The following is a 21160-nucleotide window of genomic DNA, read 5'->3' as shown; positions in this document are numbered from 1 at the left end:
GTAAAATCTTTGGTATATAAGGTAGAGGAAATCACATTTTTTCTTGCTGTACATGTACTTTTTGAGCATCCTATTTTTTATTGCATTCAATACAGATTGTTGGCGGAAGGTTGTTTGAGAAAGTTGGAAGTAAAATTTACCTTTGCACAAAATTGGTATTATGACGTTTGAAAATTACTTACAACAATTCGAAGATATCTTAAATCATCCTGAGAATCACCCTACCTATCAAGATGATGAATATTATCAGTACACAAAAATGAACTGGACAAGAATGGGCCGTTGGTTAAAACGCTTCGAACCAACGTCGACTTTTGAACAATTTGTTGAGTCAATTACTGAAAAGCAACAATGGATCATTATTACTGAACCTTGGTGCGGGGATGCGGCGCATTCGGTACCTATGTTGGCGAAGATGGCCTCAAAAAATCCCAATATCACGGTGGATATCCAACTGCGTGATAGTGCTCCGTTTCTGATCGATTCTTATCTAACAAACGGAGGCAAATCTATTCCAATTCTGGTGATACGTAACGAACAGGGGCAGGATTTGGCTGTCTGGGGCCCAAGACCTCAAGCCTGCCAGGAGCTGTTTTTGCATATGAAAGCGCAAGGGGCAGATTTCTCCGAAATCAAAGAGGAGATTCAAAAGTGGTACAATGCCGATAAAGGAACCGAAATCCAAAAGGAAATCCAGGCACTGCTCGAAAAATAAGAAAATTACATCCTTATAATAGACTGGCAATTTTTAAGTTTAACCGGATCATCATCTCAGGAATAGACCTGGTCTTTCCTGAGCATGGTTTGAAAAACTGCTGTTAAACCCGGAGCTATTTAAACCTATTTCCAGGTAAGATAAGTATACGATATTCGGAGATTAGTCGGAGCTTGTTCGGTACTTCCTCGGTTGCAAGCGAAGAAGTACCGCTGAAGCTACGTTTCATGTCCGTCGCTAATCCCTGTAAAGGCTGAAGTTATCTGACTCTTGCTATTGTCTAGTTCCAGCTTATTTTGGACCTATTTTCGGCGTAACGTAATTTCTTTAGGGCAAATAGACCTAATGTCGCCTTTGCGAAAGATCAAAAGATTTTAAGTAAAACGATCCAGTGTTTTTGTTAGCTTTATATGAATTATGGACCATTTTTATGGTGGCTTTTTCAGTTTGCTTGAGCGACAACTAAAACTAAAAAAATATGAATATTGAGGATCTAAGAGATTATTGTTTATCGATTGGGCCGGTGATGGAGGAGACTCCCTTTGGGCCAGATACATTGGTATTTAAGGTAGGTGGTAAGATTTTTTTGTTGGTAGGCCTGGATCAGGTTGATGGGTTACGATTTAATGTTAAGTGTAACCCCGAAAGGGCCATTGAATTGCGGGAACGTTATGAGCATACCGTACTGCCGGGCTATCACATGAATAAAAAGCACTGGAATACCGTGGTTGCCAACCAAGAGATTGATGATAGAAAGCTAGAGGAATTGATTTTACACAGCTATCAGCTTATTGTTGAAAGTCTGCCCAGTAAAATAAGATCGGAAGTCAAAGGGCTATAACCGGACTTTGCGTGTAAAGAATTAGTTGTCTATTCAGAAAAAGTCGTTTAAATGACTTTTTTTGAGGCTAGGATTGGTAGCTTTGCTAAAATCAGTGCATTGCTCAAAGCATTGGTCGATAAATTTACACTAAATATTATTTTTATGAAACGAACACGAAGTTACTCGTGGATAATCTGTTTTATGCTTCTTTTCAGTTTGGGAAGTTGTATAAAGGAAGAAGCGCTCAATATGGAAGCGGATATTATCGCTGTTCATGCCGATGAAGATATCTTTTTGCTGAACCCGGTCATCTCAAATACGCAAGTTACACTTTACCTTCAGCCCAATATTCATGATCTTACCAAATTGAATATGACTTTTGACCTGACTCCTGGTGCATCCATTGAGCTTTTGAAGGATTCTTTGAAAATGCCTGCCGGAACTCAGGATATGAATAAAGTAATTATTGATGAATTGCTAAAAAACGGCGTATATTATAAAGTTACGTCCGAAGATCATCAGTTTACAAAAAACTACCTGATTAAAATTGTGAAAACAGATGGTGGATTTGTTCCAACAGCATATGGTTTTGAAGATACGGCGATTGATAAGGATGATAAATACACCATATTTTATAATAAAATTGATGGCCAGGATTTCTATAATTGGGCTTCCGGAAATCCAAGTTTCTCCTTGACATTGAGCTTAGGAGGAGGTACCAAGGACCCCGAATCATATCCCACTAAAGCGAGTTCGGATGCACATTCAGGATCGAAAGCGGCTTTATTGGAAACGAAGTTGACCGGTGCTTTTGGGGCGATGTTCAAGAAACCTATTGCTGCCGGAAATCTTTTTATAGGAGCGTTTGATACAGGACCTGTATTGACAGACCCGCTATCGGCAACGCAGTTTGGCCTTCCTTTCAATCAGATACCGCTGGCCTTGGAAGGTTACTATAAGTATAGTCCTGGCGCAACGGTGACGGATGAAAACATGAAACCTGTTAATACCAAGGATTCCTGTGATATCTATGCGGTTTTCTATAATCGCAAGCAGCTTATGGACTCGCAATCTGATCCCAACAAGAAAGTTTCCTATTTGACGGGACATAATATTTTAAAAGATCCAAGTATTGTGGCTATTGCCAGGTTGGAAAATGGGGGCGCAACCAAGGCTGATGATTTTGTCAAGTTTACATTGCCATTTAAGTACACGGCGAAAGTAAACGAAGCTGATGTTGCCAATTTGGATTATAGCATTGCGATTGTAATGTCTTCGAGTAAATATGGTGATAATTTTATAGGTGCTGTCGGTAGTAAGTTGACGGTGGATGATCTCAAAATTGTAACGAAGAAGTAATGAAAATGATAAAATATACAATCGCACTGGCTGCGATGGTTTTGATAGGATCTATTGTCAATGCGCAGGAAAACACAGCGGATGAGGGTAAATTGGGTTTTGATGTGATAGTAGGCGGTAAGATCGGCGGCGCAGCCCCCCTATCATTGCCACGTGAAATTCGAAAGATTAAAAGCTATAATCCTAATGTTCCCTTTTTTGTCGGAGCAAGGGCAAACTATCATATTGATTCCCAATGGGGAGTATCTTTGGGAATCGTCTTCGAAGGAAAGGGAATGGATACAGAGGCGAGTGTTAAAGGATACAAGACGACATTCAATGCGGTGAATGATGCAAAAGAGGAGCTGAGAGGTTATTATACGGGTGATATCACAACAAAAGTACATAACCTGTATCTGACTGTTCCGATCCAAGCTACCTATCAGCTTTCAAATCGTTGGAATGTACAGGCAGGTCCTTACATTTCTTTTGCGGTAAAAAAGGAATTCTATGGCGAGGCCTACAACGGCTATCTTAGGCATGAGGAGCCTACCGGAAATAAGATTGTTGTAGATAATGCTGATTATGATTTCTCGGAGAGTGTTAGAAGTATTGATGTTGGTATGAGTTTGGGCGCACATTATGCTATCGACAAAAGATTCTTTGCGTTGGCACAGTTGGATTATGGCTTCAATAATATTATGAAAACCGGATTTGAAAGTATTAGCTTCGGGTTACATAATATCTTTATGAATGTTGGTATAGGTTATAAATTGAAATAGCTTTAATATCCATAAAAAAGAAATGGCCGATCCTAGGATCGGCCATTTCTTTTTTTATACTGTTATGCTCATTTAAATGATGCGGAGTTTTACATTTTTAATCCGATTTCTCTTAAGCGTTCATCCAGGTACTGACCGGCGGTATAATCTTCGTAGGCCTTCGGGTGTTCCGCATCGATGCAGGAATCCAATGAAGCCAAACTCATGGCGGATTTTGGATGTAAAAAGAAAGGAATAGAAAAACGGGAAGTACCCATCTTCTCACGTGGTGGGTTTACTACGCGATGCGTAGTAGATTTCAACTTATTGTTTGTTAACCGTTGCAACATATCACCTACATTGATGACGATATCTTCACCTTTGGCTTTGATAGGAAACCATTCCCCGTCTTTTGTCATCACTTCAAGACCATCCGCACTAGCTCCAATCAATAAGGTGATGAGGTTAATATCTTCGTGGGCGCCTGCGCGTACTGCGTCAGGGGCTAAGGCGTCAGGATCGTTTATTGGGAAGTAATGGATAGCACGTAGAATAGAATTACCGTTGATGACATATTGTTCAAAGTAATTTTCTTCCAGATCGAGGTAGGTCGCGATCGCTTTCAATAAGTCGCGGCCTGTATCTTCTAGTTTTTTATAAACCTCAGCGGTTACGCCATTAAAGCGAGGAATTTCAGCTACTTCAGGATTGTCCGGAAAATCAGCTTTGGAATATTCTTCACCAACAATCGTTTGACCGCGTTGCCAGAATTCTTTTAAGTCAGGTGTTTTCGCGTCTTTGGCTTTTTCTCTTCCTTTTGCGGTATAGCCACGTTGACCTGCAAGTTCTGGAAATTCATATTTTTCCTTGATCTCAGTAGGCAAAGCAAAAAATTCAGGAACCACCTGATATAATTCCTCAATCAGCTCTTTTGATAAGCCATGATTTGCAATCGTTACAAAGCCTGTTTCATTGAAAGCTTTGCCAATATCTTGGATAAATTGATTTCGTTGTTCTTGGGTTCCTTGTGTATAATGTAGCAAGTCCAAGCGAGGTATGTTTACTAAAGCCATACAGTGTTGATGTTTGTTCAGGACAAAGTTAACGGAATTAATTTTGATTATTAAACAGGGGCTGTTAATAAAAGTTTTGTGTTTCTGTTTATTTTGCTGTATGTCAGTGTTTAAAAGTTTTCCACATTTCACAATTGACGACAAGTATCGTTAGGTAAGTATGCCGAATTATGCTGACGAACATATGACAAAATTTATAATTTCGAACTTGTTATTCTAATTGCTAACTGGTATATTTGTTATGCAAGCATAATAAATAGCTTGTGAGTACGCTTATGAACCAAAATCAGACAATCGATTATTTTTTAAAAACAGGCTGGCAGACAATAGCCAATAAATATAATCAAATTGCTTCGCAGTACGGTTTTACCCAGGCTGCGGGATATATTTTGATTAACATCCATAAAGAGGGTACACCTGTTTCTCAGATTGCAAATTTGACAGGAGTTAAAACAACTAGTTTGTCTCGGGTGTTGAATAATTTGGAGTCATTGGGATTTATATACCGCGAAACGAGTGAGACCGACAAGAGGTCCGTAAAAGTGTATTTAACCGAATTGGGGCGAGAGAAAAGACGGATTGCTAAAGATGTTGTTCGTAATTTCAATCAATATTTAGCGGACAATTTTTCAGAAAATGAACGGGATCAATTGATTGCTTCTTTAGCGAAACTCAATGAGCTCGCAACAAGTTACAAAGAAGAAGTAATCATCTAGGAATTAAACCAAATGTACAGAAGTGCATGATAAATATGTTATGATGAACAGAAATATTAGAAAAGTGGCAGTTCTCGGATCGGGTGTTATGGGCTCGCGAATTGCTTGTCATTTTGCTAACATTGGTGTTGAAGTTTTGCTGTTGGATATTGTTCCGCGCGAACTGCTTCCGGCAGAACAAGCCAAAGGCTTAACTTTGGAGAGTAAGATCGTTCGGGACCGAATTGTCAACAGCTCCTTAGAAACGGCTTTAAAAACAAACCCTTCGCCAATTTATAGCAAGTCATTTGTAAGACGTATCAAAACAGGGAATTTTGACGATAATCTAAAAGACATTGCTTCTGTGGATTGGATTATCGAGGTTGTTGTTGAGCGGCTCGATGTTAAAAAATCTGTTTTTGAGCGTGTTGAGCAATTTCGAAAACCTGGGACATTGATTACTTCCAATACTTCTGGTATCCCTATTCATTTAATGACAGAAGGGCGAAGTGAAGATTTTAAAGATCATTTCTGCGGCACACACTTCTTCAATCCGCCGCGCTATCTCCCTTTATTGGAAGTCATTCCAACACCGCATACCAAGCCAGAGGTTGTTGACTTTATACTTCACTTTGGTGACAAAATGCTGGGTAAATCGGTTGTGTTATGTAAAGACACTCCGGCGTTTATTGGTAATCGTATCGGTGTTTATTCGATGTTGGCGGTTACTCATTTAGTGGAACCTCTTGGATTGACCGTTGAGGAGGTCGACAAATATACTGGTCCTGCAATGGGGCATCCCAAATCGGCGACTTTTCGTACAGCCGATGTGGTAGGACTTGATACTTTGGTGAATGTTGCCAATGGACTGGCGCAGAATGCCCCAGAAGATGAAGCCAAAGGCGTTTTCCAGCTTCCTGCATTCATCAGCAAGATGGTCGAGAATAAATGGTTGGGTGAGAAAACCAAGAAAGGGTTTTATGAAAAAGTAAAAGCTGCCGATGGTAATTCGGAGATTTTATCTTTAAATCTAAAAACACTGGAATTTGGTTCACAGCAAAAAGTGAAATCCACTACTTTGGAAGCTACCAAGCCTGTGGAGGATATCCGCAAGCGGATGAAAGTATATGAACAAGGAACCGATAAAGCGGCGGAACTCTTCCGTGCCATGCATTATCCATTGTTTGAATATGTATCCCGCCGTGTTCCCGAAATTACAGATGACTTCTTCCGGATCGATGATGCCATGCGTGCTGGATTTGGTTGGGAGTTAGGACCATTTGAAGTATGGGATGCGCTAGGTGTTCGCGAGACCTTAGCTAAAATTAAGGCCGAAGAAAAACGACTTCCGGGTCAGGACGGGGAGGTTGCTTCCTGGGTACACGAGATGTTGGAAGCCGGATATGAATCATTCTATAAAATAGAAAATGGTGTACGTCACTATTATGATATTGCGACCAAATCGTATAAAGCTATTCCCGGTACCGAAGATCTGATCGTATTGGATCACATCCGGGAAAGTAAGACAATCTGGAAAAATACGGGTGTTTCTATTATTGATCTGGGCGATGGTATCATTAATTGTGAATTTCATACCAAGATGAATACCATTGGTGGGGATGTTATCCAGGGATTGAATAAAGCCATTGACCTCGCTGAAAAAGAGTATCGCGGTTTAGTGGTGTCCAATGATGGAAAAAACTTTTCTGCTGGAGCCAATATCGGAATGATTTTCATGATGGCCGTAGAACAGGATTTTGATGAATTGAATATGGCCGTTCGTGCATTTCAAAATACATCCATGCGCTTACGCTATTCGTCAATACCTGTAGTCGTTGCGCCATTTCAAATGACGCTTGGTGGGGGCTGTGAATTCTCCATGCATGCCGATTTTGTTCAGGCTCATGCCGAAACCTATATGGGCTTGGTTGAACTGGGGGTTGGTGTTATTCCTGGTGGTGGCGGAACCAAAGAATTTACGCTACGTGCCTCGGAGGAATTTAAAGATGATCAAATTGTCCAAAATACGTTAAAAGATAAATTCCTGACTATTGGTCAGGCAAAAGTTTCGACTTCTGCCTATGAAGCCTATGAGCTCGGCTATTTGCAGAAAGATAAATTTGCAATCACCATGAATCGTGCCCGTCTTCTGGCGGATGCTAAGGCAAAGGCATTAGAATTGGCAGATGAGGGTTATGTTCAGCCTGCTCCTCGCAATGATATCAAAGTTTTGGGAAATCAAGGATTAGGAATCGTTTATGTGGGCGCTTCATCAATGCGTGAAGGCAATTACATCTCTGATTATGATCGTAAGATCTCAGAGAAACTAGGCTGGGTAATGTGTGGTGGAAATTTATCGTCACCGACGGAAGTGTCTGAACAGTATTTACTGGATCTTGAACGTAAAACATTCCTTGAGCTTTGTGCTGAACGCAAAACGCTTGAAAGAATTCAATTTATGTTGACCAAGGGTAAGCCTTTACGGAACTAGAACTCACTACTCACGAAAAAATTAAAAATAATGGAAGCATATATAGTAGCAGGATTTCGTACTGCAGTAGGCAAAGCGCCCCGGGGAGTATTTCGCTTTATGCGGGCCGATGATTTAGCCACGGATGTTATTAAACATCTTGTATCCACTGTGCCGAATTTAAATAAAGAAGATATAGATGATGTCATTGTTGGGAATGCCATGCCGGAAGCGGAGCAGGGACTCAATATGGCCCGTTTCATTTCACTGATGGGATTGGACACGGATAAGGTCCCGGGAGTAACCGTTAACCGATACTGCGCATCAGGCCTAGAAACCATTGCGACCGCGGTAGCAAAGATTAAGACTGGGATGGCAGATGTTATCATTGCCGGTGGTGTAGAGGTGATGTCCGGAATGCCTTTTGGAGGTTGGAAGATTGTGCCTAATCCTGTTGTGGCAAAAGAGCATCCTGACTGGTATTGGGGAATGGGATTGACTGCCGAAGCCGTAGCCAAAGATTACAATGTTTCACGCGAAGATCAGGATGCTTTTGCACTTAAATCAAATCAAAAGGCAGTTGCAGCCATTCAAAACGGTCATTTGAAAGATGGGATTGTGCCTATTACTGTAAAAGAAAATTATCTGAAAGACGGTAAGATTGCAACGCGCGAATATGTTGTTGATACAGATGAAGGTCCTCGGGCTGATACTTCCCTGGAGGCTTTAGGGAAACTAAAACCAGTCTTTGCAGCGAATGGTTCAGTAACGGCGGGGAATTCCTCACAAACTTCTGATGGAGCAGCATTTGTCTTGGTGATGTCTGAAGCAAAAGTGAAAGAACTTGGTGTTAAACCAATTGCAAAGCTTGTTAGTTTTGCTGTGGCAGGTGTTCCACCGCGCATTATGGGCATAGGACCTATCTACGCTATACCAAAGGCCTTGGCGAAAGCTGGGCTTAAAAAAGAAGATATTGATCTATTTGAACTGAATGAAGCTTTTGCGTCTCAATCGTTAGCCGTTATTCGCGAACTCGGATTAGACGAAGAGAAAGTGAATGTCAATGGTGGTGCTATAGCATTAGGGCATCCACTTGGTTGTACAGGCGCGAAATTGACAGTCCAGGTCCTAAATGAGTTAAAGCGTAGAGGCAAAAAATACGGCATGGTGACGATGTGTGTTGGAACTGGCCAAGGAGCAGCTGGTATTTTTGAGTTATTGGACTAAATAGGTCTTTAAAAACAGCGATATAATTAAAATATGGATCTCTGATCTCATAGCGAATAGAAGTATTTAACAACATTGTGGACAGCATTCGTCGCATAGCAAGATTTTGCTGCCCATACAAATCTAAAAAGACAATGAGCGAAAATAAAGCAATTAAAGGCGGAGAGTTCGTGATTAGGGAGACGCCCTATACAGCAGTTTTTATTCCGGAAGAATTTGATGAAGAAGCCAAAATGATTCGTCAAACTTGCTTGGATTTCTTGGATACGGAGGTATTGAACAAACTTGATCGTATAGATGCACAAGAGGAGGGGCTTATGCCTAGTTTGATGGATAAGGCCGGTGAACTCGGGATGCTGGGAGTTTCTATTCCCGAAGAATATGGTGGTTTCGGCAAAAATTTTAACACGTCTATGCTTGTTGCAGATGCGGTAGGGGGTGGGTTTTCTTTTGCTGTCGCATTGTCTGCTCATACGGGAATCGGAACACTGCCTATTTTGTATTATGGTAATGATGCCCAAAAGGCGAAATATATTCCAAAGCTTGCTACCGGTGAATGGAAAGCTTCATATTGTTTGACAGAGCCCAATGCCGGATCGGATGCAAATTCTGGACGTACCTCCGCAAAATTAAACGCTGAAGGAACACATTATTTGATCAATGGTCAAAAAATGTGGATTACAAATGGTGGTTTTGCAGATATCTTTATCGTATTTGCAAAAATCGATGATGATAAAAATCTGACGGCATTTATTGTCGAAAAGGATTTTGGTGGTATCACGATGAATCCAGAAGAACATAAATTAGGCATCAAAGGGTCGTCAACACGTCAAATCTTTTTTAATGACTGTGCTGTGCCCGTAGAAAATATGCTTTCTGATCGTGAAAACGGATTTAAGATTGCTGTAAATATCCTGAATATTGGACGTATAAAACTGGGCGCTGCCACAATTGGTTCGGCACGTATGGTGATTAATCATGCGGTGCAGTATGCTAATGAACGTGTGCAGTTTAATCTGCCGATTTCTAAATTTGGTGCCATTCGTTATAAGCTCGCTGAAATGGCAACACGTTTGTTTGCTGTGGAATCTGCGTCATATCGCGCGGGTCAAAATATCGATGATGCCTATGATGCATTGATCGCTGGTGGTATGGATGAAGCGAAAGCAAAATTGAAGTCTGTGGAGCAGTTCGCAATTGAGTGTGCTATCATCAAGGTATGGTGTTCGGAGATGTTGGATTATGTGGTTGATGAGGGCGTGCAAATCTATGGTGGAATGGGCTATTCTGCAGATGCGCCGATGGAACGCGCTTATCGGGACTCACGGATCAACAGGATTTTTGAAGGTACCAATGAAGTGAATCGATTACTTGTGGTTGACATGTTGTTAAAACGGGCCATGAAAGGTGAATTGGATCTGATGGGACCAGCGCAAGCTGTAGCCGGAGAGCTTCTAGCTATTCCAGATTTTGGTGAAGAGGACGACGCACCTTTTGCTGCAGAAAAGAAAATTGTGGCAAACCTTAAAAAAGCAGGCCTATTGATTGCCGGAGCAGCTGTGCAAAAATTGATGATGTCTCTTTCCAAAGAGGAGGAAATCCTCATGAACATTGCAGATATTATCGGATATGTTTATATCACTGAGTCAGTCTTGTTGCGTGCGGAAAAATTGCTGCATACAGGATCAGCTAAAGCAGACTATGCGAAAGATATGGCTAAAATTTACCTGTATGGTGCTATTGATAAAGTTAGCGCTGCTGGCAAAGAAGCATTATATTCTTTTGGCGAAGGCGACGAACTGAATATGATGTTAGTTGGTTTGCGCAGATTCACAAAAGCACAGCCATTTAATGTGAAAGATGCACGTCAGCGAATCGCAAAAAAATTGATCGATGAGAATAAATATTGTTTTTGATTGATAATAGATTATTGGTTTTGGTTGATGGCCGGAGAGAAATCTTCGGCCATTTTTGTGTTACAATACTAGAAAGTAACGGTAATTATGTTAAATTTAACCTTTAAACCCTAACCATTCTATGACATCTTCAAAATCATTTGCATTTACAGAAGACTGGGTAGTCGTCATTTTGGGGATTGCTACCATATTTCTTGCTCTCTCAGGAATTGTTGCGCCGGTACCTAGTTTTTCGTGGAGTAATTCTGCCGAACTCGTCTCAACGATATTCGAACCGACCAATTTACTGAAGCTTTTTGAGCAGTTTATTTTTGTATTCGTTACGGCGATATTAGGCGCGTTTCTTTTGGGAAAATCTGTAAAATATTTATTAGTTGTATTTCCGACTGTATTTATCCTTACGGTATTTGCCCTGATTTTGGCAGGCAACGCAACGGTGAAAGAATATAATCTCGAAGCTGTGATTTTTAGTTTGATTATCGGTTTAATTATCAGCAATTGCTTTAAACTGCCCAATTGGTTTAAAGAGGCACTCAGTACGGAACTGTATGTCAAGATAGGCTTAATTTTGCTCGGAACGACAGTGATTTTCGGAGATATTCTCAAAGCGGGATCTTTGGGGCTTATTCAAGCACTGGCCGTTGTGCTGTCTGTTTGGTACTTCGCGTTTTGGATCTGTAAAAAGCTAAAGATTGACAAGGAAATGTCCCTGATGCTGTCGAGTGCGGTTTCTATTTGTGGTGTCTCCGCCGCAATAGCAACATCTGGAGCCATCAAAGGCGATAGCAAAAAACTTTCCTATGTGATTTCGTTGGTCCTGATTACAGCAATTCCAATGATGATTTTCATGCCCTATATGGCGGAGTGGATGGGCTTGTCGCAAGAAGTTACCGGAGCTTGGCTTGGAGGAAGTATTGATACAACCGGAGCTGTAGTAGCTTCTGGCTCCTTGGTCGGTGAAGAAGCGTTGAAGATCAGTACCATTGTGAAATTTTCCCAAAATGTATTGTTGGGGCTGGCTGCTTTTGCCATTAGTATTTATTGGACCTACGCTAAATCTGTTGATGATGAAACCAAGCGCGATAAACCGACATTGAAAATTATATGGGAGCGTTTCCCGAAGTTTGTGCTGGGATTTGTGTTTGCATCGTTGCTATTTTCATTCGTTATCTCCCCTGAGAAGATCGACGCCGTCAAAGGAAGTTTGAAAAACCTGCAGGGTCTCTGGTTTACCTTAGCATTTACATCAATAGGTTTGGAAACGAACTTTAAGGATCTTTTTGTCCAAGACAACAAGAAACCGCTATATGCCTTTCTGATTGCCCAGACTTTTAATGTTATTATTACTTTATTGATTGCGCTGGTGTTATTCCGCTAAGAAGGTAAGTGTTATGATCTGAGGCGGATCGTTAAATATGATTGTAAAAATGGCTGTCCAACAAGGACGGCCTTTTTTGTTCCGTGCTCCTCATACACTCTCGGATTCACCGCTTTTTACAGCTCACTTCATAAGTCCAAAGCCAGCCGCATGCAGTAGATCATCTTGAAGACGACTGTAGCTTTCATGATTTTTCACACCGGATGAAATGCGATTAGCCTTTTTATTCTCTTTAAGTGCCTTAAAATTAATGGTTAATGGTATTTTAAAAAAAATATTATTAAATCTATCAAATTAGTAGTCTTTTAAAAAATATTTATATATTTGTATCGTTATCTGATTTTCAGGTAAATAGAAAGGTGGGCAAAAAAGACTGACTTGACTATGAATCCAACTAACCATGAAATTGATTTTGTAGAAAGGTATGTATTTAAAGTTGTTTGAAATTGCCACGCTATAAGTGCATATATGGATTTGCTTTATGCAGTATGAAATAAAAGAAAATAACAAGATAAAAAGAATGAAACAAAATTACTCTTCAAAAACAAGTTTATTGGTTGCTTCGGTAGAAGGAGCTGTTGTTGGCCTAGAAAGTTGCCAAAAACGAATGTGTTGTTAAAATTTCTCTCTTACACTCTCTTATATTAGAAAAGGGAAGCCGAGGCTTCCCTTTCACAAAGTTTTAACAATGAAGCAAGTATCGATTGGCGTTGGCACTTGTTTAGATTCACCATTAAACTGAATAAATTTATGAAAAAAAATGCTATTTTTCGAATTAGCGTCGTTTTTAGCTTGCTTTTAACGGGTTCTTACCACAGCTATGCGCAAGTAGAAAATCCTAAACCTATTATAAATGCCTCATTAACAGGTACCGTAATTGACGCCGTAACAAAAGAACCATTACAGGGGGTAACGGTTCAGCTGGAAGCTGTTACGCACCAAGTAAAAACAGACAGTAAAGGAGTTTTTCAGTTTGTAACTGGACAAAAATTACCATTTTCATTGATCGTATCCATCGTCGGTTATCAAACTCGTCACATCGTGGTAGATCATTCTCCGGCCGTGATTGAGCTTACACCACGATTGGAAGCATTGGATCAAGTGGTCGTCACCGCACGTCGTCGGAAAGAGCAATTGCAGGACGTGCCTATTCCCGTATCAATTATTCGTGGAGCAGCATTGGAAGATGCCGGCGCATTTAATGTTAACCGGTTGAAAGAACTGGTGCCAACTGTTCAGTTGTATGCATCGAACGCACGTAATACAACACTTAACATACGCGGACTTGGTTCCACCTATGGCCTCACCAATGATGGGATTGATCCTGGTGTTGGGTTTTATCTTGATGGCGTATATATTGCTCGTCCTGCCGCAACTTGGCTAGACTTCATTGATATTGATCAGATTGAAGTACTGCGGGGACCACAGGGTACCCTCTTTGGGAAAAATACAACCGCGGGAGCTTTCAATATCACCTCACGTCTGCCTCAATTTACGCCCGAGGCCAATGTGGAAGTCAGCTATGGAAACCAGGGGTTTATTCAGGCGAAGACTTCAATCTCAGGACCATTGGCCAAAAACTTGGCAGCGAGAGCTTCTTTCTCTGGTACACAGCGGGATGGAAACTTGTTTAATGTACATACCAATAGGAAGATCAATGATATCAACAACCTGGGCTTTAGAGGGCAATTGCTGTTTACCCCAACCGAAAATATCAAACTCGTACTTTCTGGGGACCTGTCATCACAAAAACCGGACGGTTATGGCTGGGCGGTTGCCGGAGTTGTAAAAACACAGCGTGCAGACTATAGACAGTTTGATGCAATTATTAAAGATCTTGGCTACGAGTTGCCCTATAAAAGTGCTTTCGAACGTAAGATAGATCTGGATACGCAATCCAAAGCCGATAATAAATTGGGTGGGGTCGCATTGAATGCCGATATCAAGATTGGAGAAGGGACACTGACCTCTACTTCTGCTTGGCGAACATGGACGTGGGTTCCGCTCAATGACCGTGATTACTTAGGACTTCCGGTATACACCGTTTCAGCAGGTAATTCCGTCCATAACCAGTGGTCACAGGAGTTCAGATACTCTGGAAAAATCAGTGAAAAGGTCAGCGGGGTTGTTGGGTTATTTGGCCTTTGGCAGGATCTGGGCACAGACCCCGTACATACCGAAGAAACAGGATCTGCCTTTTGGCGTTTTCAAAAAAGCTCTACCAGTGCTTTGTGGCAAACTCCGGGCTTATTCGATAATTTTGGAATCAAAACCGTTTATGGCATCAAGAGTACGAGTTTAGCTGCTTATACGCAGATCGATTGGGCTGTTACGCCAAAATTACACATCTTACCTGGTTTGCGTTACAACTATGATAAAAAGGTTGCAAACTACGATAGACAGACCTATGGCGGCTTGCAGACATCAGACCCCGCCTTGCTTGCTTTAAAGAATGGTGTGTATACAAACCAGACTTTTGATGTCAATGCTGATGCCGATAATTTTTCAGGCCAGCTCTCGGCAAGATATCGCTTCAATCCGAAGATAAATGCTTATGCAACTTATTCTATTAGCTATAAGCCAGTCGGTATCAATGTCGGTGGATTGCCGACAGCAAATGGAGCAGTGCTGCTGGATCTCGCCGAAGTAAAACCGGAGGCTGTCCGTCATAAGGAAATTGGTGTGAAGACGAATCCGACACGCAATACACTCCTCAATCTGACCGTCTACCAAACGGATATCAAAGACTATCAGACGCAAGTGCAGACACCAGAGCCTGGGGTAAACCGTGGTTATCTGGCCAATGCCGAAAAGGTACGTGTAAAGGGTGTTGAATTGGATGGAAATATCAACATCGGACACTTTCTCCGATTGAATGGAGCATTGGCCTATACTGATGCCAAATATGTTAAATTTACCAATGCACCTGTTCCCTTAGAAGAGGTTGGCGGAGCGCAAGCTTTTAAAGATATCTCTGGTGGCGTCCTTCCTGGTGTTTCCAAATGGTCTTGGTCCTTGGGCGGCGAAGCGAATAAAAGTGGGAAGCTGATCGGAATTAATGGATCTTACTTTTTGGGCGCAGACCTATTTCACCGTTCTAAATTCTCATCCAGTTCCTCACCATCACAGTACCTAAACATTGATGCCTATTCGGTATTGAACGCTCGGCTAGGATTCAGGGGATCGAATGGTATTTCGGTGTTTGTGTGGAGTAGAAATCTAACCAATAAAGATTACTACGAACAATTGCTGGCAGCACCTGGAAGCTATGGACAGTATGCAGGGGTAGTTGCCGATCCGCGGACCTACGGTGTTACACTGCGATACAATTGGAAACAAGGAAATTAAATCCGTAATTCATATTATATTTTTATCGACCGTCTCCATTTCGTTATGGGGACGGTTTTTGTTTTGCGCTAATTTTCAATAGCTCCTTTTTTTATATATGGAAATTTGTATCTTAAATCATCATTAAGGTGAATGATTTGCGCATGAACGAAAAAGAGCTTTTACAACACTATAAAACAAGCGGTGACTTGTCTACGCTAGGGAAACTATATTCGCCCTATATGTCTTTGCTTTATGGTGTGTGCTTTAAATACTTACAAGACCCCGACCGTAGTCAGGATGCTGTGATGCAGATATTTGAAGAACTTATCACGAAGCTTCGGCAATATGAAGTCGATAATTTTAAGAGCTGGTTACACGTTTACAGCAAAAATTATTGCCTGATGCAGTTACGTAAAGATAAGCGGACAACACAGGTTGATATTGAAGACAATTTGTTCGAAAGTGAACAAAAGTTAAATGATACCAGTGAAGTCAAATGGGAAGAAAAAGACTTTGAGAAACTGGAGGGATGTATGCAGACTTTAAACCATGAACAACAAAAATGTGTACGTTTGTTCTATCTCGAGCAAAAATGTTATAAAGATATTGCAGATTTGACCGGATATGACTTGAATAAGGTCAAGAGTGCTATTCAAAACGGAAAGCGCAATCTAAAAATCTGTATGGAAAGGAAAGAAAATGGAAAATAATTATCAATTATCACGGATTCATAATTACATCCATGGTTTAATGACTAAGGAGGACATGTTTCAACTGGAACGAGAAGCATTGGAAGATCCCTTTTTACAAGATGCTATCGATGGTTATCGATTACAGAATGGTGTGGATGCCCGACAATTGAGTCTATTGCAGCAACGCCTCAATCGTCGTGTAGAAGATACCGTGGCGACAAGACATGCCCAATATTTCACTTGGCAGCGTTTGGCGATAGGCGCTACCGCAGGGGTACTTTTTGTGACTTTATTGGCCTTGCTCTATTTTAGACATTTTAGCGGTAAAGCGGAGCGTACAACGGATGTAGAGTTGAGCGAGCCTGAAAATAAGGTGTCTGTTGAACCATTGTTGGATGGAGGTGATGCAACGCCGCGTGAAGGATGGAAAATTTTTGAACAGTACCTCAATCAGAAGTCCGTTACATCTGTAAGAGGTGGCGAAATTATTGTCAATTTTACGATCGACAAAAATGGAGTGCCTACTCATATCAGTGCTGAAGGACAACCAGATCAGGCTCTCGTTGATGAAGCGGTTCGACTTCTGCAGTTTGGACCAAAATGGCAGGGAACAAAAGGGCGTCTGAAAATTATGTTCCCCGTCAAAGAGGAACGGAACTCGGCACAAGTAACTGTAATTAAACCGCCGCATTGTTTTGGAATCGAAAAAAAATAATAGTGATCTGATAAAAAGCAGCGAGCTATTTCTTTCATAGGAAATGGCTCGCTGCTTTTTTATATAGTCTGAATTACTTAAAATGCATATCTCAGGCCTAATTGTACTTGATAAGGATTACCATTTAAATTGGATACTCCCACACCAGAACTCATATTATAAATATATTGTTGACTGGTTGCATCAAAGCTTTTGATGGCATATAGATTTTGCTTACCCAGATTGTGTCCTACGCCCCAAGTTTTTTTCAATAGGTTGGCTACATTGAAAATGTCTATCGAAGCTTCAATGCCATGTTTCTTGTAAACTTTTAGATTTTTAGCCAAATGTAAGTCAAATACACCGTAAAAACCATTGATGCCGCCGTTTCTTTCGGCGATGCGGTCGAGGTTACCATTGATGTATTTTTTAATGCTCTGTTCTGCCTTTGGATCATCCAAAATAGCTTGAATGCCCGATTTGATGTAATCGGGTGTGTTTTTATTGCTGGGGTTGTAAACGAAGGCAAGATCGTTGGAATTGACAAAATCACCATTAACATTCCCATTAACCGCTAGGGAATAGCGTGTTCCTGCAATTCCGCTAAAACGTAAACCCATAGATACACCCCATAGCGATGGGCATAGTACCATAAAAAACAACTTTATGGCGGAATTGATTGTCCGAATACGTCATCGTACTCAAGTCGCGTGGATCATCTTTCACCATCAGCGAAAGGGTAGCGGAGTTTGCGACGTTGCCGTTGTAAGAGGTATTGTCTTTTGTGTCGTTCCAGGTGTAAGATACGGTTATCTGCCCGTCTTTATAATAACGATAAGTTCCGTCCAGCACAACCGTATAAGAATTGTTTTTTCCTTCACTGTTCATTTCCAGTACGCGGCCTATTTGTTTTGTTTTACGGCTATTGGTCCAGTTGGCGGCACCGTTTGTCGTATTGATGCTTGATGCTGGAACATACACCCCACGGTTACCTTCGGCAGTCAGCCTAAAGTAAGGATCCTCCACCATATTGCGATCTACATACATATAATTGTTGCGCCCCCAGGTTCCGTAAGCGCTTAAACCGATGCGTAGCGAAGGTGTGAAAAAGTGATTGATGGAAATATTCGCTTTATATACAGTTGGCACTTTTACATCCTTGCTATTGGTATTGATGGTGACAAGTTTTTCGATCTTCGGGTTGTCCAGCAGTTCGCGCCCTGGAGCTGTATCGGGGTCTTGGCGATATCCTGCAAAATTTGGTTTGGGAATTAAAGTAGGGTCAGTAATATCTACACCGGCAATGCGTGAGCCATCAAACAACATATTGTTTAACATAGAATAGGGGTTGAGGGCCGAACCGAATATACCAGCGCCAAAACGGATTATATTTTTCTTTTCTTCATTGATATCCCAGTTGAACTGCACGCGGGGTTGTATCTGAAAAGTGTTGATACCATTATCGGTTGAAAGGCCCAGTTCGTCATAGACTGTTTGGTTGAATGTAGCCTTCTTTAGGTATTTCGTATTGTCCAGACGTAGGCCGCCGACAACATCAAGACCCCTAGCGATTTTAGCTTCCATCTGTCCATAGAGACCTACAGCTAGATTGTTGACCAAGGTGTTTTCTTTGTCAGTCATATATACATCACGGGCATAGCGATAAGGAGTCAGGTTATCGAAATTTTGTAGACCAGTAAAATAGAAACGACCATTCATTTCGCTGCCGTAGCGGAAATCCATGTTCGTATACATGACATCTGCACCGAAGGTATATTTGATTTTATCTGTGTTATAATAGAGGTTGTTGACCAGTTGTAACATATTTCCGTTGAACCATTCTGGTGCATAACGCTGACCACCAAGCTGTATTGAATTGGTATATTTATTTGTGCCGTCCACCGATTGAACAGATTCAACGATCGCACGTGGAATACTGTGTGACTGATCAAATCCAGCTACATTGTGCTGTGCTTCAGAACGCTCATAAAAATGTTGCACCTTCAAATCGTTGGTCAATTTGGAACTGATCGACGTGCGCAAGGAGGCCATGAGGCTGTTGTTAATATACCTTCTGTTGGTGTAGGATTCAAAAGCATTGATGCCTGTATTGTCTCCCTCTTGTTGATTGTCCATGTCGTAGACAAAGTTGTTCCGAATAGTCAATAAGTTTTTATCGTTCAATTGCCAATCAATGCGGGCGAAGGCCGCGTCGGTCTTTTTCTTCTTGTCAAAGGAACCAAACAGGCGATCGGCACTTGCACCATATTTACCTACAGCAATGCGGGTAAACTCATCTAATGTAGCCTGGGTTACTTTGTAACGTGCAATGTCCTCCGTTGTTTGAATGTCTGCGATCTGAAGAGGACGGGTGTCCATCTGACGGTCCCAAGTTACAAAGAAGTGAGCTTTGTCTTTTATGATTGGACCTCCAAGTGAGAATCCATATTGATAGGTGGAGAATTTTTGTTTTCGGGCTGTTCCATTGAGGTTGTACTTACTCGAAAGCCAACCTGCCCGGGCAAAAGTAAATGCACTTCCAGTTAACGTATTTGTACCGGATTTGGTTACGGTGGTAATGCTGCCCCCACCGCTGCGACCGAATGTGACATCGTAGTCATTGGTCACTACTTTGAACTCTCGAATGGCTTCCATGGAGATTGAATAAGCTCCGCCGCTATTTCCACCTGCCACTGTGCTGCGCGAATTCATTCCGTCTACCGTAAAATTGGTCGATGAAGCGCGCTGTCCAGCTAGATTTGTACCACTGCTGACAGGCGATAAATCAATCAGAGAGGAAAAATTACGTCCATTTACAGGCATTTTTTTGAGGTCATTGGCCGTAATGGCAGTAGATGCACCCAATGTCTTGATCTTGTTTTTTAGGTCAGCCGCAGTGCCTTGAACGATAACTTCATCCAATTTATTTTCAGCTGATGATAAGGTGAAATCCACATTGAGTTCGTCACCATAGCTCAATTTATAGTCAGTCTTTTTTTGTTCTGCATAGCCAACGTGGTTGATTGTGATGCTGTATGGCGAACCCAAAGGTAATTGCTGAAAGGTATAGACACCATTTTGGTTGGTCAGTGTCGTTTGTTTAAATCCTGTTGATTCATTCCTTACCGATACAGATGTTCCTTTTACAGGCCCATTGTTGTCTATGATCCGACCTGTAATCGTCGCTTCGGTACCCTGAGCCCAACTGTTGGTTGGAATTTGGAAAAATGTAATAATGGTTAATACCATTAACCAAACGATGTTTCTTTGCATAATAATTTCACTTTTTAGTTGATTAGCGTCTGTCACAAGTATGTTGCGAAATTATCTCTGCAAGATTGTTAAATGGTTAAGATCTCATTATGAAATATTTAATAAAAATGGGTTTTGATGGTCCGTCATGCATAATTAATTAACCTATAAACAGCGAGCGGCTCAGATACCTCTAAGCCGCTCGCTGTTTATTATAAAGTTGAGAAGATTTATTCTTCCCAACGAATTTTATCTGCAATTGGTGTGCGGATAGGTTCGCGTGCCTCAGATTGATGGTGTCCTAAGTAGAATAGACCAATACATTTTTGATTTTCTTCGAGATTTAAGAAACCACCCAAGTGATTGATTAAACCGGGAGTCGCCCAGTATCCACCAATGTTTAGCGAGTGTGCAGCTAACCACATGTTTTCAACTGCTGCAGCTGTACAGGCCAATTCTTCCCATTCGGGAACTTCACCTGTATAATTGACAACAATAGCGATCGCAACGTTTGACTGTGTTGCTTTTTTGCCCATTGTTATTTCTGTTGCTTCAGTGTACTTCTCTGCTGGTGTTACCGATTTGTAAATACGTGATAACTCCGTGCCCAAACGTTCCAATCCCTCTTTGCGGAAGATGACAAAACGCCAAGGTTGTGTCCTTTTATGTGTTGGAGCAGCATTGGCCGCTTCCAAGATACTCAAGATATCTTCTTTACTGACTTCTTCTTCAGTGAAGGAAGCTTGAAATACTGATCTTCTGTAGTGTATTGCCTTTAATACGTCGTTTTTCATTA

16 protein-coding genes are annotated in these 21160 nt (G+C 41.3%); 12 read left to right on the top strand and 4 right to left on the bottom strand.

All coding sequences use genetic code 11. The features are described 5' to 3' along the window. Positions 1–160 precede the first annotated feature (160 nt). The 4 genes from B3P16_RS13310 to B3P16_RS13295 all read left to right on the top strand — a co-directional run bounded on the left by B3P16_RS13310 (position 161) and on the right by B3P16_RS13295 (position 3658). The gene (locus tag B3P16_RS13310; RefSeq protein ID WP_046673658.1) at positions 161–715 is read left to right on the top strand and encodes a thioredoxin family protein; all 555 of its coding nucleotides are present in this window, start codon (positions 161–163) and stop codon (positions 713–715) included. A gap of 478 nt (positions 716–1193) precedes the next feature. Further along, positions 1194–1556, top strand: a complete 363-nt coding sequence (locus B3P16_RS13305) for an MmcQ/YjbR family DNA-binding protein (RefSeq protein WP_046673659.1) — start codon at positions 1194–1196, stop codon at positions 1554–1556. Between the two features lie 144 nt (positions 1557–1700). Further along, a complete protein-coding gene (locus tag B3P16_RS13300; RefSeq protein ID WP_286843256.1) occupies positions 1701–2897 on the top strand; it encodes a PCMD domain-containing protein in 1197 nt (398 codons plus the stop codon). A 5-nt stretch (positions 2898–2902) separates the two neighbouring features. Then, a complete protein-coding gene (locus tag B3P16_RS13295; protein WP_286843255.1) occupies positions 2903–3658 on the top strand; it encodes a porin family protein in 756 nt (251 codons plus the stop codon). An 89-nt stretch (positions 3659–3747) separates the two neighbouring features. Here B3P16_RS13295 and B3P16_RS13290 read toward each other — a convergent pair whose 3' ends face one another. After that, entirely contained in the window at positions 3748–4710 is a 963-nt protein-coding gene (locus tag B3P16_RS13290; protein ID WP_070570303.1) for an isopenicillin N synthase family dioxygenase, read from the bottom strand. Positions 4711–4985: 275 nt separating this feature from the next. On the opposite strand from B3P16_RS13290, the gene B3P16_RS13285 reads away from it, so the two are divergent. The 8 genes from B3P16_RS13285 to B3P16_RS13250 all read left to right on the top strand — a co-directional run bounded on the left by B3P16_RS13285 (position 4986) and on the right by B3P16_RS13250 (position 17133). Then, a complete protein-coding gene (locus B3P16_RS13285) occupies positions 4986–5426 on the top strand; it encodes a MarR family winged helix-turn-helix transcriptional regulator (RefSeq protein ID WP_046673745.1) in 441 nt (146 codons plus the stop codon). 40 nt (positions 5427–5466) lie between these two features. After that, entirely contained in the window at positions 5467–7896 is a 2430-nt protein-coding gene (locus tag B3P16_RS13280; protein WP_286843253.1) for a 3-hydroxyacyl-CoA dehydrogenase/enoyl-CoA hydratase family protein, read from the top strand. 30 nt (positions 7897–7926) lie between these two features. Further along, a complete protein-coding gene (locus B3P16_RS13275; RefSeq protein WP_070570298.1) occupies positions 7927–9102 on the top strand; it encodes an acetyl-CoA C-acyltransferase in 1176 nt (391 codons plus the stop codon). A gap of 134 nt (positions 9103–9236) precedes the next feature. After that, on the top strand, positions 9237–11018 hold the full coding sequence (locus tag B3P16_RS13270; protein ID WP_286843252.1) for an acyl-CoA dehydrogenase family protein: 1782 nt from the start codon (positions 9237–9239) through the stop codon (positions 11016–11018). 121 nt (positions 11019–11139) lie between these two features. Further along, the gene (locus B3P16_RS13265) at positions 11140–12396 is read left to right on the top strand and encodes a YeiH family protein (protein ID WP_286752718.1); all 1257 of its coding nucleotides are present in this window, start codon (positions 11140–11142) and stop codon (positions 12394–12396) included. A 750-nt stretch (positions 12397–13146) separates the two neighbouring features. After that, positions 13147–15744, top strand: a complete 2598-nt coding sequence (locus B3P16_RS13260) for a TonB-dependent receptor (protein WP_046673666.1) — start codon at positions 13147–13149, stop codon at positions 15742–15744. 143 nt (positions 15745–15887) lie between these two features. Next, positions 15888–16436, top strand: coding sequence for an RNA polymerase sigma factor (locus B3P16_RS13255; RefSeq protein ID WP_046673667.1), 549 nt, complete (start codon positions 15888–15890; stop codon positions 16434–16436). Beyond that, positions 16426–17133: a hypothetical protein gene (locus tag B3P16_RS13250; RefSeq protein ID WP_286843251.1), complete on the top strand. Its 708-nt coding sequence runs from the start codon at positions 16426–16428 to the stop codon at positions 17131–17133. The genes B3P16_RS13255 and B3P16_RS13250 overlap by 11 nt, the downstream gene beginning before the upstream one ends. A 77-nt stretch (positions 17134–17210) precedes the next feature. Here the strand turns inward: B3P16_RS13250 and B3P16_RS13245 are convergent, their stop codons facing one another. The 3 genes from B3P16_RS13245 to B3P16_RS13235 form a co-directional block, all read right to left on the bottom strand. Next, complete coding sequence (locus B3P16_RS13245) at positions 17211–17765, bottom strand: hypothetical protein (RefSeq protein ID WP_286843250.1); 555 nt, start codon at positions 17763–17765, stop codon at positions 17211–17213. Further along, entirely contained in the window at positions 17716–20385 is a 2670-nt protein-coding gene (locus tag B3P16_RS13240) for a TonB-dependent receptor (RefSeq protein WP_286843247.1), read from the bottom strand. The genes B3P16_RS13245 and B3P16_RS13240 overlap by 50 nt, the downstream gene beginning before the upstream one ends. A gap of 209 nt (positions 20386–20594) precedes the next feature. Further along, positions 20595–21158 carry a nitroreductase family protein gene (locus tag B3P16_RS13235; protein WP_236560304.1) on the bottom strand — a complete coding sequence of 188 codons (564 nt, stop codon included), beginning with the start codon at positions 21156–21158 and terminating at the stop codon, positions 20595–20597. Positions 21159–21160 lie beyond the last annotated feature (2 nt).

The sequence above is a fragment of the Sphingobacterium sp. UBA7631 genome (assembly GCF_002483935.1).
GTDB classification, from domain to species: Bacteria; Bacteroidota; Bacteroidia; order Sphingobacteriales; family Sphingobacteriaceae; genus Sphingobacterium; species Sphingobacterium multivorum.
Note: the sequence above shows the minus strand (reverse complement) of the source record. Positions and strands in the feature narration are given on the sequence as shown.

Coding starts and splice junctions, on each gene's coding strand:
- B3P16_RS13310 (WP_046673658.1), top strand. CDS start 161: ATGACGTTTGAAAATTACTTACAACAATTCGAAGATATCTTAAATCAT.
- B3P16_RS13305 (WP_046673659.1), top strand. CDS start 1,194: ATGAATATTGAGGATCTAAGAGATTATTGTTTATCGATTGGGCCGGTG.
- B3P16_RS13300 (WP_286843256.1), top strand. CDS start 1,701: ATGAAACGAACACGAAGTTACTCGTGGATAATCTGTTTTATGCTTCTT.
- B3P16_RS13295 (WP_286843255.1), top strand. CDS start 2,903: ATGATAAAATATACAATCGCACTGGCTGCGATGGTTTTGATAGGATCT.
- B3P16_RS13290 (WP_070570303.1), bottom strand. CDS start 4,710: ATGGCTTTAGTAAACATACCTCGCTTGGACTTGCTACATTATACACAA.
- B3P16_RS13285 (WP_046673745.1), top strand. CDS start 4,986: ATGAACCAAAATCAGACAATCGATTATTTTTTAAAAACAGGCTGGCAG.
- B3P16_RS13280 (WP_286843253.1), top strand. CDS start 5,467: ATGATGAACAGAAATATTAGAAAAGTGGCAGTTCTCGGATCGGGTGTT.
- B3P16_RS13275 (WP_070570298.1), top strand. CDS start 7,927: ATGGAAGCATATATAGTAGCAGGATTTCGTACTGCAGTAGGCAAAGCG.
- B3P16_RS13270 (WP_286843252.1), top strand. CDS start 9,237: ATGAGCGAAAATAAAGCAATTAAAGGCGGAGAGTTCGTGATTAGGGAG.
- B3P16_RS13265 (WP_286752718.1), top strand. CDS start 11,140: ATGACATCTTCAAAATCATTTGCATTTACAGAAGACTGGGTAGTCGTC.
- B3P16_RS13260 (WP_046673666.1), top strand. CDS start 13,147: ATGAAAAAAAATGCTATTTTTCGAATTAGCGTCGTTTTTAGCTTGCTT.
- B3P16_RS13255 (WP_046673667.1), top strand. CDS start 15,888: ATGAACGAAAAAGAGCTTTTACAACACTATAAAACAAGCGGTGACTTG.
- B3P16_RS13250 (WP_286843251.1), top strand. CDS start 16,426: ATGGAAAATAATTATCAATTATCACGGATTCATAATTACATCCATGGT.
- B3P16_RS13245 (WP_286843250.1), bottom strand. CDS start 17,765: ATGGTACTATGCCCATCGCTATGGGGTGTATCTATGGGTTTACGTTTT.
- B3P16_RS13240 (WP_286843247.1), bottom strand. CDS start 20,385: ATGCAAAGAAACATCGTTTGGTTAATGGTATTAACCATTATTACATTT.
- B3P16_RS13235 (WP_236560304.1), bottom strand. CDS start 21,158: ATGAAAAACGACGTATTAAAGGCAATACACTACAGAAGATCAGTATTT.